Genomic DNA, 13,136 nt, shown 5'->3' with positions numbered 1-13,136 from the left:
CACAGCCTGACCGTTCGTTTTATATCACTCAGCTAATCAGTTATTTATGAAAGCTAACACCATTTTGCTGGCCAGCCGGCCCCAGGGCCTGCCCACGGCGGCGCAGTTTCGCTTCGAAACCCGCGAGGTGCCCGAGCCCGCCGCCGGCCAAGTGCTGCTCAAAACGCTGTATGTGTCGGTTGACCCCTACATGCGCGGCCGCATGAGCGCCGCCAAGTCGTACGTGGCCCCGTTTGAAGTGGGCGCGCCCATTGCGGGCGGCGTGGTGGCCGAGGTGGTAGCCAGCCACAGCGAGGCGCTGCCGGTGGGCAGCGTGGTGGTGGGCAACCTGCCCTGGCAGGAGTTTAGCGTGGCCGATGCCAAAGGCCTCAACCGCGTGCCCGTTGACCAGGCCCCGGCCAGCTATTTCCTGGGCCTACTGGGCATGCCCGGCCTCACGGCCTACTTCGGGCTGCTCGACATTTGCCAGCCCCAGGCCGGCGAAACGGTGGTAGTATCGGGCGCGGCCGGCGCGGTGGGCCTCATTGTGGGCCAGTTGGCCAAAATCAAGGGCTGCCGCGTAATCGGCACCGCCGGCTCCGACGAGAAGGTGGCGCACCTCAAGGCGCTGGGCTTCGACGAGGCCATCAACTACAAAACCACGCCCGACATTGCCCAGGCGCTGGCCACAGCCGCCCCCAACGGCGTGGATTGCTACTTCGACAACGTGGGTGGTGCTATCACCGATGCCGTGTACGACCTGCTGAACAAGCACGCCCGCATCGCGCTCTGCGGTCAGATTTCGACTTACAACGCCACCGAAGTCCCCACCGGCCCCCGCCCCGAGGACAAGCTGCTCAAAACCAGCACCAAGCTGCAAGGCTTCATCGTGAGCGACTACCTCAGCCGCTGGCCCGAGGGCATGCAGCAGCTCACCGCGTGGTATGCCGCCGGTAAGCTCAAGGGCGAGGAAACCGTTACGGAGGGTTTCGAGAATATTCCGGCCGCGTTCCTGGGCTTATTCTCGGGCGAGAACACGGGCAAGGCTGTGGTAAAAGTGGCCTAGTCGGCGTGAAAGTCGTTATGCTGTAATTAACTATAATTCAGCACTATACCGAGCAGCCTGCAACCTTTCATGCGCCGTAGTACCGCCACGTTAGGTTGCCTTTGCCACCCAATAAGCCGAGCCAGATACTTCCTGCATTGGCCGGACGTTTTATCCTTACCCTACCCTTTATTCTGCTTCATTATGGATTCGACAACCAGCAACATCATCGCCGTGGCCGCCGAGTGGCGTGCCCAGCCCGGCCACGAAGAAACCGTGCGCCAGCTCATGGTGGAGGCCGCCGCTGCCGTGCGCCAGCACGAGCCCGGCAACCTGCTCTACATAGGCCACCAAGACCCCGCCGACCCGGCGCACTTTCTCTTCTACGAGCAATATGCCGACCAGGCCGCCCTGGAGGCCCACCGCGACTCGGCGCATTACCAGGAGCTGGTAGTGGGCAAAATAGTGCCGCTGCTGGCCGAGCGCACCGTTACGTTTTACACGCTGCTGGGCTAACGCAGCGGGCTGTATAGCTGTACAACGGAGTGGCACTCCGCTTCCGGGCGCGCCGGATTCCAACGCGCAGAAACGGAGTGCCACTCCGTTTTACTACCACATTCACCTTACTAGCAGTAGATTATGAAAGTTGCCATGATTTTGACCTCGCACGACGAGTTGGGTACCACGGGTAAGAAAACCGGCTTTTGGCTGGAAGAATTTGCCGCCCCCTACTACGTGTTTAAGGATGCCGGCGTGGAGCTGACCCTGGCCTCGCCCAAAGGCGGCCAGCCGCCCCTCGACCCGTCCAGCGATGCGCCCAGCGCCCAGACCGAAGCCACCGAGCGCTTCAAAAAAGACCCCGCCGCCCAGCAGGCCCTGGCCCACACCGTAACGCTCGACACGATTAAGGCCGCCGATTTCGACGCCATCTTCTACCCCGGCGGCCACGGCCCCCTCTGGGATTTGGCCGAGGACACGCAGTCCATCAGCCTCATCGAAACGGCCTATGCCGCCGGCAAGCCGGTAGCCGTAGTGTGCCACGCCCCCGGCGTACTGCGCCACGTGAAAGCCGCCAACGGCGACCCGCTGGTGAAAGGCAAGCCCGTAACCGGCTTCACCAATACCGAAGAAGAGGCCGTGCAGCTCACCAACGTAGTGCCCTTCCTGGTGGAGGACATGCTGAAGGAAAACGGTGGCACCTACTCCAAAGGCGCCGACTGGCAGCCCTACGTGGTCACCGCCGGCAACCTCATCACGGGCCAAAACCCCGCCTCCTCGGAGCCCGCCGCTAAAGAATTGCTGAAGCAATTGAGCAAGTAGCTTGCGGCGTAGCCCGTAATGTCAGCCGCCCCGGCAGCCCTCAATTTGGGGGCCGCCGGGGCGGTTTACTTTTGGGTACTGGCAGCCTTCATTTCCTGCCAGCGGCCTTTCCATGCGCACTGATTTTGACCTTCAACTTATTGACTTGCATTGGACACAGGGCGGAGATGACCCGGATGACAAGTGCGCGCACGGGCACGTTTTAGTAAGAATCGGCAGCGAGATTGTAGCCGATGCCACTACGCTGGATGTGACGGTAAGTGCGACGGCCCTGTACCTACTGCGCAGCCTGGCGGCCGACTACTTACCCGATATGTTCCCCAGCCAGCTACTTCCCTGCTGTGGACATTATTGGTTTCTTGACAACGGCCCCGATGTGCTTATTATGGGCTGTGCCAATGGTATTGATTGGACTATTATGCACGTGGCCGGTAACCTCGTGCGGCATACCTCAGCGGCCGGGCAAGAAGTACTTATTACCGAAAATGCCTACCGCCGACTCGTACTGGCTTTTGCTGACCAGGTTGAGCAGTTTTACGCAAGTAGTTTACCCAAAAATCTTCCCGAAGATGCCGATGACCGGCAAGCTTACCTAGCCTACTGGCAGGAATGGCATACGCTGCGGGCAGCATGGAATTAGTCTCCCGGTACGCCTACCCGCCGTGGCCCTGCACCAGCCGCGCCACGTAGAAAGCCGCCGCTGCAGCTGCCGCGCCAGTAGCCGCCATTTTGATGGCGCCCAGCACGGGGGCCTGGCCCGTCATCCGGCTTTTGAAGAAGCCGAATACCAGCAGGCACACCAGCGTAATGGCCCCCGACCACAGCAGCCCTTCGCGCGGCGTGGCCGTGAGGAAGTAGGCGCTGAGTGGGATGAGGCCGCCCACGGCGTAGGCCCCAGCGATGGTGAAGGCGCTCTTAAAGGCTTGTTTGGGGTCGGGCTCTTCGAGGCCCAACTCGTACTTCATCATGAACTTAACCCACTGCGCGGGGTCGCGCACCAGCTCGGCGGTGGCCTGGGTGGCAGTGGCTTCGGAGAGGCCCATTTCCATGAGTAGCTCTTGCACCTCGCGGCGCTCGGTGTCGGGCACGGTGCGCACTTCTTCGTGCTCGCGGGCCAGCTCGGAGTTGTAGTGGTCTACCTCGGTGCGGCCGGCCAGGTAGCCGCCCAGGCCCATGGCAATGGAGCCGGCCACCACCTCGGCCAGCCCCGCCGTAATGACGAGGCCCGACGACTGCACCGCCCCGCTCAAGCCCGCCGCCAGCGCAAACGGCACCGTAAGGCCATCCGACAAGCCAATCACAATGTCTTGCAGCATGGCCGAGCTAGTGAGGTGCTTCTCGCCGGGGGCTTCCACGATAGGATTCATAAAATACGGATAGTTAAGGCATTACGAAAGCCAGGTCGAAGCTTACTACGTTGGCCGTGAGGCCGGTAGTCTGGCGGTAGTAACCGTAGCGTAGGTCGAGCGACTTAAACTTGGTGACGCCGTGGCCAAAGGGGGTTTTGAAGCGGCCCAGCCCGTAGAGCGGCGCGTAGCGCAAACCCAGGCCCGCCTTGTGAGCCGAAAAAGCCGAGAGGTCGTAGTCGGAGGTGTAAAACTCGTTGGTTACCGAGTGGGCCAGGTAGGGCGCAAAGTAGTCGGCCGAAGTTTGGGTGTGGTAGCGGTAGAACGGGTAGAGCGTGAAAAACGGGCTCACCTTCACCGGCACTTCCAGCTCAAAGGTGTGCGCCCGAATGCCGAAGTTGTCGTTGTAAAAGCGATAAAAACCACGCAGCTGCACCAGGTCGGTGGCGTAGTACGTGAGGCGCAGGCTGGCCGGGTACTTGTAGCGCAGGCGCGGCAGCACCTCGGCCAGGGCCGTGCCCAGCTGGCCGGGCGTACCCAGCGCGGGGCTGCTATCGAAAAAATAAACCCGCTGAAACGGCGTGCTCAGCAGCCCCCGCTGCGCCACCGGCTCCACACTCACGGACACTTGCAGACGCTTGCTCAGCACCTGCGCATACACCACGGACAGCGTGAAGCTCTGGCGGTTATCGGAGCCGTAGTTTTTGTTGCGGGTGCCGCCCACCCGCAGCTCGGCGGGCGTGATGAGGGTGACTTTATCCAGGAACGCCTGGCCACTCACGCTCAGCTGGCGGTTGCCATCGCGCGAGGTGCGCGCCCACGAGCCCACCAGGTTAAACGACAGGTAATCATACTCTTTCGATACGCCCAGGCCCGCGCCCACCGTGGTGAGCTTGTCAGCCAGCACGTGCGCCAGGCCAAAGTCGGCGTGGTAGCGCACATCGGCCGCCGAGGGCGACGATAGTACCTGGTCAATCTTGTCCGACGAAGCCGAGGCGTAGTAATCGATGCCCACATTGGCCGCCAGGCGGGTGGTCGAGTCGAGCGGTACGTTGAGCAGAATGGTGGGCGCCACGTCGGTCAGGTGCTGGCTGCCAATGCCACCCTCCACGGCCGAGTGGTCGCCGTTTTGCTGGTAGTAGCTGCCCAGGATATCTACCTCCGTTTCGCCGTAGCTGCTGGGCCGGGGCAGCGGCGAGGCGTTGGGCACAATGCCCGAGCCATCGAGCCGGTTGGGCGTGGGCGTGGCCTGCGCCAGGGTGGCGAGCGGAGCCGCAAGGGCCAGGCCAGCGAGTAGTATTCTTTTCACAATTAACTTTTATTCAATAGATGTAGTGCGGGCTTTTAGCCCGCACGTATCAAATCCCTTCACTCGCTGACTAAAAGTCCGCGCTACTTAGTTGCAGCCGCAGCCGCCGCCTACTTTGCCACCGTTGGCGCCGCCCGCGCCCTCGCGGTAGCTCTCGAAGTTGACTTCCGAGGTTTCTACCTTCTTGGTAGCCAGCTTCATATCCTCGTCGTTGAGGTAGGCCTTTTGATAGGCGGCTACGGACACGCAGCCGGGCAGCGCCGCCGCGCCGGCCAGCGCCAGGCCCAGCAGCGCCGGGCGGAAGTAAACGGGTAGTTTCATTATCACTTGGAATTGGAAGCCGGGGCCGGAGCGGCGGCGGCACTGTGGTAGGCATTCAGCTGCATTCCCTTGGAAACCAGTATTTTGCCATCATCGGTAATCAGGGTGGCATCCACGCCCTTGAGGCGGTTTATCAGGGCCAGGCCCTCCACGGGGCCGAGCACAAACACGGCATCATCGAGGGCGTCGGCCAGCTCCACATCGGGGCAAATGATGGTAACCGAGCGCAGGCCCGTGGCCGGGTAGCCGGTGTGCGGATTAATGATGTGGCCGTAGTACTTGCCCGCCACCGTGAAATACTGCTCGTAGTTGCCAGCCGTTACCACAGCTAAGTCGCTCACCGTGAGCCACGAAGATACCGTGTGCGGCCGGGCCGGGTCGCCGATGGCAATGCGCCAGCCGCTGCCATCGGGCTGCTTGCCCCAGCAGTACACGTCGCCCGAGCCGTTAATCAGGCCGCCTGCAATGCCCAGCTGCTTCATGGTTTCGGCGGCGCGCCGCACGCCGTAGCCTTGCAGGATACCCGCCAGATTCAGCCGCATGCCTTTCTCGGGCAGAAAAACAGCGTGGGTGGCCGCATCGAGCCGCACCTTTTGCCAGCCGATGCGGCGCACCGAATTGCGCACGGTAGCCGAGTCGGGCAGACTGGCATGGGCCTGTTTATCAAACTGATATATCTTGTCGCCACTGGCAAACGTGACGTCGAACGCGCCGCCACTGAGCTGCGATATTTTGAGCGTGCGCTGGATGAGGTTAAACACCTCCTGGTCCACGACCACCGGCCGGATACCGGCCAGGCGATTGATTTTAACTACTTGCGAAGTTGAATCCCAGTAGGAAAAAAGGTGGTCGATGCGCTGGGTTTCGCGTAGGCCGGCCCGCAGGGCGCGCCAGGCCAGCGAGTCGTCGCTGGATACGGCTGTGAACGTGAAGTGCGAGCCCATGAGGTGCGCCTCGCGGGTGTAGGCGCGGGCACGCGGCGGGGCCAAGGGCTGGGCCATTATGCCTAACCCATTCAGTAGCAACGCAATGACAAGGCCGGCTACCCAGGCTCCTCCCCTCTTGCTCATGGCTGGCGCGCGGTTAATAAATTGACAGTCAGACTATTTCTTAGCCAGCAATTGCGTAAGGTAGGCATCGTAGGCGGTGGCCCCGCCGGGGCGGTAGCCGGTGCGGGCCAATATTTTGCCCTCGGGCGAGAGCAGCACCACGGCTGGAAACGCGCCTTCCTTATTAAGCTGGGCCGCCGCGTCCTCATTAAGCTTGGTTTGGGACGCATCGAGGCGGTTTTTCTTATTGCGCGGGAAGTCGAAGCGGGCCAGCACAAATTTATCCTGGGCGTAGCTGGCAAACTCGGGCTGGTCGAACACCTCCTGCTTGAGCATCATGCAGGGCTTGCACCAGTCGGAACCCGAAAACACGGCCAGCACCGGCCGCTGGCTGGCCTTAGCCTGCGCCAGGGCGGCGGGCAGCGAACTGGTCCAGGCCGGGCCGGATGCGGCCGGGGCCGGGCTGGTTTGCGCCCCGGCCGAAGCCGAGGCAAATAAGCTGATTGTGAGTACGTTTAGCAATATAGTACGCATGGCAGGAGTACGGAATGGCAGAGGATGAGCAGTAAAAAAAACCGCGCGCTACACTGTGGCGCAGCAGGTGCAAATACGATGCTGCGTTGCAGACCTAGAACGAAAAGCTGCTCCTATTAGCTTAGCTGGGGCCTTAAGATTAGCTTAAAACTCACCACCTTAACTAAAGTACGCGTGCAAGTGGCCGAATAAACTGCGTTTGCCGCCTACTCCAGAACCAGACTACTACCAACTCCCAACCCCTTAGCAATCAATACGCTTACTAATCGCCACCCTCGCCCTTGCGCAGCTCGGCATCCAGAAAATAAGCGCCTTTGCGCACCAGTTGCGTGGTGTCGGGCAGGGGGTCGAGCACGGTCACGGCTACGTCGCCGTGCTGGGGCTGGCTGGCGCGCACCCGCACCCGCCGAAACACGGTGCGGCCCGAGTCCTGGCCCACGCGCCGAAAAATATAGCTCAGCTCGCCGGCCTGAATGAGGGCGGCCTCGGGCAGGGTGCGCACCCGCGCGCCGGCCGTTTGGATGCGGGCGGCCACAAACTGGCCAGGCAGCAAGTCGCGCCGCTCGGGCTCGAGGTGGGCGTGCACGCGCACGGTGCGGGCATTATCGTCGAAGGCCTTGCCCACCAGAAACACGCGGGCGGTCAACTCCTCGTCGCGGTTGGCATTCTGAATTTTGAAGAGGATTTTCTGGCCCACTTTCACCTGGGCCACGTCTTTCTCAAACACCTTGAGTTCCAGGTGCAGGTCGTCGCGGTTGAGTACTTCCACCAGCACGTCCTGGGGGCCCACGTACTGGCCAGGGTTGATATTAACGGCCTTCACGTAGCCCGAGATGGGCGAGGTAAGTGGCACGCTAGTAGTTAGTTGGCCAGTAGCATCGAGGTGGGCCACCGAGATGCCGAGCAGCCGCATCTGGGCGGCAGTGGTGCGCAGCATGGCCTGCTCGGTGGCGTAGTCGGCGCGGGCCAGTTGCAGCTTGCGCTTGGCCCCCACGTCCTCCAAGTCGAGGATGCGCTGGCGCTCCAGGTCTTCGGCCAGGAAGCGGACTTTAGCCTTGCTCTGGAGGTAATTCTGCTGCAAGGTGAGGTATTCGGGCGAGCGCAGCGTAGCCACCGCGGCGCCGGCCGCCACGTGCTCGCCTGGCAGCACCAGCACGGTTTGCACGTAGCCACCCTGCACAGCTGTAATGGACACCCGGTTTTGGGGCGGTACCTCCACCGAGCCGTTGGCTTGCACTTCGGTGGTCATGTTTTGGCGCTCGAAGCTGCCATAGGTGATGCCGGCCGCCTGCTCCTGGGCGGGGCTCACGGCTAGCTGGTCGGGGTTGGCGGGGACGGCCGGCGCGGCGGCTTTGCCATCGGCGGGGGCGTCTTTTTGGGCGGCATTGCCGCCTTTCGAGCCGCAGGCCGTGAGCAGCGCCAGGGTGCCCGCGAGGGCGTATAGGTTGAGGTTGAGAGACATCAATTGAAAAAGGTCGAGTCGAGAGAGAGGAAGATTGAGGTGCCCTCTCAGGGGTACCTCACCCCCTAGACCCCTCTCCAAAAAAGAGGGGGACTAGTTTCTAGTTTTAGTCTAAAAACTAGTTCTCCTTCTCCTTTTCGGAGAAGGGGCTAGGGGATGAGGCGCACCGGGCGCACCTATTTACTTAGCCGCCGGGATATCCGTGCCCGTGAGCGCTTGCACGCTCACTACCAGGTCATTATACCGCTGGGCCTGGTCGAGGTAGTTGGACTGGATTTGCCAGGCAGGCTCAGTATTCACCACGTAGGTTACGTAGTCGATGTCGCCGGCCCGAAAGCTTTTTTCGGCGGTATTCAGAATGAGCCGGGCCTGGGGCAGGGCCGTGCGCTGGTAATAATCGAGCGACGCCTGCGCCCGGCGCAACTGGCGGCGCAGGGTGCTGAGCTGGGTACTCAGCTGGCTGGTGGCGTAGGTGAGCTGACCGGTAGCCACCTGCTCGCCAAAGCGGGCGGCGGCCACCCGCGCCCGACCGGCCCCACCCAGCAGCGGAATCGCCAATCCCAACTGCCCTACCCTCAGCGCGTTATATTCAGGCCGGATGGTTTGCTGGAAGTAGCCGGCCCGTAGGTCGGGCAGGCGGCGCAATTGCTCGACCCGCGTCTGGAGCTGGCTCACGGCTATTTGCTGGCGCAGGAGGCCCAGCGTGGGGTTGCTCTCGGGCGAGAGGGCGGCCGTATCGGCGGCCGTGAGCGGGGCTACCAGTGCGCTGGTGGTGTCGATGGTGGCCAGGCCGGGGGTGCCCAGCAGCTGGCCCAGCTGCTCGCGCTGCACCTCCAGGTCGGAGAGCGTAGTGAGCAGGCGGTTTTGCACTTCCAGCATACGGGCCTGGGCGGCTACCTGCTCCAGGCGGTTGGTTTCGCCCACTTTGTAGCGAATGAGGGCAGCGTGGGCAGCGCGCCGGTAGAGGCTGTCCTGGCGGCGTAGCAGCGCCACCCGGCGGTAGCTCACCAGCAGGCCGTAGTAGTTACCACGGATGGCCTGCACCAGACTGCGCCGGCTCACGGCGGCCTGCTGCTCGGCCGTAACGCTTTGGCCTTGCAGCAGCTTGCGCTGCGCGCTATACACACCCGGCAGGGCGGCCTGCTGAATAACGTTGAACGTGTGGTCAGTCAAATTACTCGACACCTGGCCGAGCTGAAAATCGACCACGGTGCGCGGCAGCTCTACACCAGTGCGAATGAGCGCCTGCTGCTGCTGGGTTTGCAGGCCGGCGTTGCGCAGCGACTGGTTTTGGGTGCCGGCCGTTTGCAGGGCCTGGCCCAGGTTGACGGGCGCGCCGGCCGTGGAGCCCAGCGTGTTTTGAGCCAGGGCAGGGCGGGCAATACCGCCCAGCAAAGCCAGTAGCAGCAAGCCCCCCGACGCCAACCTCACCCCCCCGGCCCCCCTCTCCGAAAAAGAGTGGGGAATTACGGCGGCGCTCGTTTGTTCAGGTGTGGGAATAGGAGTTGGCTCCCCCCTCTTTTTTGGAGAGGGGGGTTGGGGGGGTGAGGGGGGCGTCGGGGGGTTCTGGCCGGGCGCTTCGCCTTTTTCGGCGGCGTGCCGGGCATCGGCGGCGGCCTGGGCGGCCTCTTTGGGGTTGGGCTCGCCGTCTTTGGTGAAGAGCATATACAGCACTGGCAGCACCACCAGCGTAAGCAGCGTGGCCGAAATCAGCCCGCCAATCACCACCGTGGCCAGCGGTTTCTGCACCTCCGCGCCGGCCGACGTGCTCAGGGCCATCGGCAAAAAGCCCAGCGAGGCCACGCTGGCCGTGAGGATAACCGGCCGAAACCGCTCCTCAGTGGCCCGTAGCACGCGGTCGCGCACCGAGGCCACACCCTCGGCGGCTAGCTCGTTGAGGCTGGCCAGCAGCACAATACCGTTGAGCACGGCTACCCCAAACAACGCGATGAAGCCCACGCCCGCCGAAATACTGAACGGCATGCCGCGCAGCCACAGCGCCAGAATACCGCCGATGGTGGCCAGCGGCACGCCCGTAAAAATGAGTAGCGCCTGCTTCACCGACCGAAACGAGAGGTAGAGCAGCAGAAAAATCAGCAGCAGCGACACCGGCACGGCCACCTTGAGGCGCTCGATGGCGTGGTTCAAATTCTCAAACTGGCCGCCGTACACAATCGTGTAGCCGGGCGGCAGCTTCAGCCCAGTACTCAGCTTGCCCTGAATTTCCTGCACCAAGCTCTGCACGTCGCGCCCGCGCACGTTGATGCCGATGTTGATGCGGCGGCGGGCATCGTCGCGCGAAATCTGGATGGGCGCGTTCTTATACGCCACCGTGGCCACCTCGTCGAGCGGGATTTTCTGGCCGCCGGGCGTGTCCACGTACAGGTTTTGCAGGTTGGTGAGGCCGGCGCGGTGCACGCTGTCGAGGCGCATCACGAGGTCGTAGCGGCGCTCGCCCTCGTATACCTGCCCGGCCACATTACCGGCAAAGGAGGTCCGCAGTATCATATTCAAGTCGCTCACCTTCAGCCCGTACTGAGCTAGCTTCTGGCGGTTGTAGGTGACGCGCATCTGCGGCAGGGCCGCTATTTGCTCCACCTTCAGGTCGCCCACCCCAGCCAGGGGGCGGATGAGGGCGGCGGCATCGTTGGCTTTTTCATAGAGCACGCCCAGGTCGTCGCCGTAAATCTTGATGCTCACGTCCGACTTCACGCCCGAAATCAGCTCGTTGAACCGCATCTGAATGGGCTGCTGAAACTCCATGCTCACGCCCGGAATGCCCGCCAGGGCGGCTTGCATCTTGCCCGCCAGCTCTTCGCGGGTGCCGGCCGACGTCCACTCGCTGTGGTCTTTGAGAATGACCATCTCGTCGCTGTCCTCTAATGACATCGGGTCGGTCGGAATTTCGGATGTACCGCTTTTGCCCACAATCTGCTCTATTTCAGGAAATTGAGCCTTCAGAATCTTCTGCACGCGTAGGTTGGTAGCGACCGTCTGGCTCAGCGACGAGCCCGGCGATAGCGTCACGTTCAGGGCAATGTCGCCCTCGTCAAGCTGCGGAATAAACTCGCCGCCCATCTTCGAAAAGATGAAGCCCGCCAGCACCAGCAGCGCCACCGCCGCGCCCACCACGATGACCCGCGCCCCCAGCGCCGCCCGGATAATGGGGTCGTAGCCGCGGTGCAAAAACTTCATAATGCGGTAGGCAATCGTGCCTTCCTCCTTGATATCCTTCTTCAACGCCCAGGCCGTGACGGCCGGCACAAAGGTGAGACACAGCAGCATAGCCCCGATGATGGCGAAGCTCACCGTGAGGGCCATGGGCCGGAACATCTTGCCCTCAATGCCGGTGAGCGACAGGATGGGCAGGTACACGATGAGGATAATGAGCTGACCAAACAGGGCCGACGACATGAGACGCGTGGCGGCGCTCTCGGTCATGTCGTCCATGGTTTCGTGGGCGGCCTGGGCGCGCTGGTGCACGATGTGAAAGATGACGGCCTCCACGATAATCACGGCCCCGTCTACAATAAGCCCGAAGTCTAACGCCCCCAGGCTCATTAAGTTAGCTGATACGCCAAACACGCTCATCATGCCCAGCGCAAACAGCATGCACAGCGGTATCATGAGGGCCACCACCACGGCGGCGCGCCAGTTGCCGAGCAGCAGCAGCAGCACGGCCAGCACAATCACGCCGCCCTCGATGAGGTTGTGCTCCACGGTGGCAATGGCTTTGTCGATGAGCTTGGTACGGTCCAGAAACGGGGTAATAACCAGGCCTTTAGGCAGGGTTTTCTGAATCTCGGCCACCCGCGTTTTCACGTTTTTAATGGTTTGCTCCGAGCTGGCACCCTTCAGCATCAGCACCACCGCGCCCACGGTTTCGCCCTCGCCGTTGCGCGTCATGGCGCCGTAGCGCACGGCGTGGCCCATGCGCAGGGTGGCCACGTCGCGCACCAGCAGCGGCGCGCCGGCAGTGGCCTGCTTGATGACGGTGGCCCCCAGGTCGTCGAGCGAATTAACCCGGCCCTCACCCCGAATGAAGTAGGCATTGGGTCCACGCTCGATGTAAGCACCGCCGGTGTTGGCGTTGTTGTCCTGCAAGGCGGCGTAGAGTTCGGCCATTGTCACGCCGTTGGCGGCTAGCCGGGCGGGGTCCACGCTCACTTCGTACTGGCGCAGGTAGCCGCCGAAGCTGCTCACGTCCACCACACCGGCCACGCCGGCCAGGCGGCGCTTCACTATCCAGTCCTGCACGTCGCGCAGCTTGGCTAGCGAAAACTGCTTTTCGTAGCCCGGCAGCACCCGCAGGCTATACTGGTATATCTCGCCCAGGCCCGTAGTAATGGGGGCCATGGTGGGCACGCCGGCCCCGGCCGCCAGGTCGGCCTCGGCGGTTTTGAGCTTCTCGGCCACCAGTTGGCGGGTCTGGTAGGTGCTCATCTCATCGGGGAAAACAACGGTAATCACCGACAGCCCAAAGCGCGAAATGGACCGGATTTCCGTCACGCCCGGCACCGTGCGCAGCTGCAACTCCAGCGGAATAGTGATGAGCTGCTCGACCTCCTGGGCGGCCAGCGCATCGCTCTGGGTAATAACCTGCACCTGGTTGTTGGTAACGTCGGGGATGGCATCGAGCGGAATGTTGGCCGCCGAATAGCCACCCCAGGCAATGAGGGCCAGCAGCAGCAAAGCCACCATGAGCTTGTTGCGGACGCTGGCCGCAATTATTTTCTCCAGCATAAAAATAAGACAGCGCGGCATCCGGCAG

11 protein-coding genes are annotated in these 13,136 nt (G+C 62.5%); 4 read left to right on the top strand and 7 right to left on the bottom strand.

What is annotated here, in order from left to right:
• The first annotated feature begins 46 nt into the window (after positions 1–46).
• The 4 genes from ACYVGC_RS21615 (at position 47) to ACYVGC_RS21600 (ending at position 2,984) form a co-directional block, all read left to right on the top strand.
• Positions 47–1,045: an NADP-dependent oxidoreductase gene (locus tag ACYVGC_RS21615; RefSeq protein ID WP_460585944.1), complete on the top strand. Its 999-nt coding sequence runs from the start codon at positions 47–49 to the stop codon at positions 1,043–1,045.
• Between the two features lie 183 nt (positions 1,046–1,228).
• The gene (locus tag ACYVGC_RS21610) at positions 1,229–1,540 is read left to right on the top strand and encodes a putative quinol monooxygenase (RefSeq protein ID WP_460585943.1); all 312 of its coding nucleotides are present in this window, start codon (positions 1,229–1,231) and stop codon (positions 1,538–1,540) included.
• A gap of 123 nt (positions 1,541–1,663) precedes the next feature.
• On the top strand, positions 1,664–2,344 hold the full coding sequence (locus ACYVGC_RS21605) for a type 1 glutamine amidotransferase domain-containing protein (RefSeq protein WP_460585942.1): 681 nt from the start codon (positions 1,664–1,666) through the stop codon (positions 2,342–2,344).
• Positions 2,345–2,456: 112 nt separating this feature from the next.
• The gene (locus tag ACYVGC_RS21600) at positions 2,457–2,984 is read left to right on the top strand and encodes a hypothetical protein (RefSeq protein WP_460585941.1); all 528 of its coding nucleotides are present in this window, start codon (positions 2,457–2,459) and stop codon (positions 2,982–2,984) included.
• Between the two features lie 13 nt (positions 2,985–2,997).
• Here the strand turns inward: ACYVGC_RS21600 and ACYVGC_RS21595 are convergent, their stop codons facing one another.
• The 7 genes from ACYVGC_RS21595 to ACYVGC_RS21565 form a co-directional block, all read right to left on the bottom strand.
• Positions 2,998–3,711, bottom strand: coding sequence for a VIT1/CCC1 transporter family protein (locus tag ACYVGC_RS21595; RefSeq protein WP_460585940.1), 714 nt, complete (start codon positions 3,709–3,711; stop codon positions 2,998–3,000).
• 13 nt (positions 3,712–3,724) lie between these two features.
• Positions 3,725–4,999 (bottom strand): DUF3570 domain-containing protein, encoded by a 1,275-nt coding sequence (locus ACYVGC_RS21590; protein ID WP_460585939.1) that lies wholly within the window; start codon positions 4,997–4,999, stop codon positions 3,725–3,727.
• A gap of 87 nt (positions 5,000–5,086) precedes the next feature.
• Entirely contained in the window at positions 5,087–5,320 is a 234-nt protein-coding gene (locus ACYVGC_RS21585; protein ID WP_460585938.1) for a DUF4266 domain-containing protein, read from the bottom strand.
• A gap of 2 nt (positions 5,321–5,322) precedes the next feature.
• Positions 5,323–6,390, bottom strand: coding sequence for an FAD:protein FMN transferase (locus tag ACYVGC_RS21580; RefSeq protein WP_460585937.1), 1,068 nt, complete (start codon positions 6,388–6,390; stop codon positions 5,323–5,325).
• A gap of 33 nt (positions 6,391–6,423) precedes the next feature.
• A complete protein-coding gene (locus ACYVGC_RS21575) occupies positions 6,424–6,903 on the bottom strand; it encodes a thioredoxin family protein (protein ID WP_460585936.1) in 480 nt (159 codons plus the stop codon).
• Positions 6,904–7,165: 262 nt separating this feature from the next.
• Positions 7,166–8,365, bottom strand: coding sequence for an efflux RND transporter periplasmic adaptor subunit (locus ACYVGC_RS21570; RefSeq protein ID WP_460585935.1), 1,200 nt, complete (start codon positions 8,363–8,365; stop codon positions 7,166–7,168).
• Positions 8,366–8,545: 180 nt separating this feature from the next.
• The gene (locus tag ACYVGC_RS21565) at positions 8,546–13,108 is read right to left on the bottom strand and encodes a CusA/CzcA family heavy metal efflux RND transporter (protein WP_460585934.1); all 4,563 of its coding nucleotides are present in this window, start codon (positions 13,106–13,108) and stop codon (positions 8,546–8,548) included.
• Positions 13,109–13,136: the final 28 nt, after the last annotated feature.

The sequence above is a fragment of the Hymenobacter arcticus genome, assembly GCF_054779975.1.
Note: the sequence above shows the minus strand (reverse complement) of the source record. Positions and strands in the feature narration are given on the sequence as shown.

Bases quoted from the DNA above. Each gene is read 5' to 3' on its own strand.
- ACYVGC_RS21615 (WP_460585944.1), top strand. From the start codon at position 47: ATGAAAGCTAACACCATTTTGCTGGCCAGCCGGCCCCAGGGCCTGCCC.
- ACYVGC_RS21610 (WP_460585943.1), top strand. From the start codon at position 1,229: ATGGATTCGACAACCAGCAACATCATCGCCGTGGCCGCCGAGTGGCGT.
- ACYVGC_RS21605 (WP_460585942.1), top strand. From the start codon at position 1,664: ATGAAAGTTGCCATGATTTTGACCTCGCACGACGAGTTGGGTACCACG.
- ACYVGC_RS21600 (WP_460585941.1), top strand. From the start codon at position 2,457: ATGCGCACTGATTTTGACCTTCAACTTATTGACTTGCATTGGACACAG.
- ACYVGC_RS21595 (WP_460585940.1), bottom strand. From the start codon at position 3,711: ATGAATCCTATCGTGGAAGCCCCCGGCGAGAAGCACCTCACTAGCTCG.
- ACYVGC_RS21585 (WP_460585938.1), bottom strand. From the start codon at position 5,320: ATGAAACTACCCGTTTACTTCCGCCCGGCGCTGCTGGGCCTGGCGCTG.
- ACYVGC_RS21580 (WP_460585937.1), bottom strand. From the start codon at position 6,390: ATGAGCAAGAGGGGAGGAGCCTGGGTAGCCGGCCTTGTCATTGCGTTG.
- ACYVGC_RS21575 (WP_460585936.1), bottom strand. From the start codon at position 6,903: ATGCGTACTATATTGCTAAACGTACTCACAATCAGCTTATTTGCCTCG.
- ACYVGC_RS21570 (WP_460585935.1), bottom strand. From the start codon at position 8,365: ATGTCTCTCAACCTCAACCTATACGCCCTCGCGGGCACCCTGGCGCTG.
- ACYVGC_RS21565 (WP_460585934.1), bottom strand. From the start codon at position 13,108: ATGCTGGAGAAAATAATTGCGGCCAGCGTCCGCAACAAGCTCATGGTG.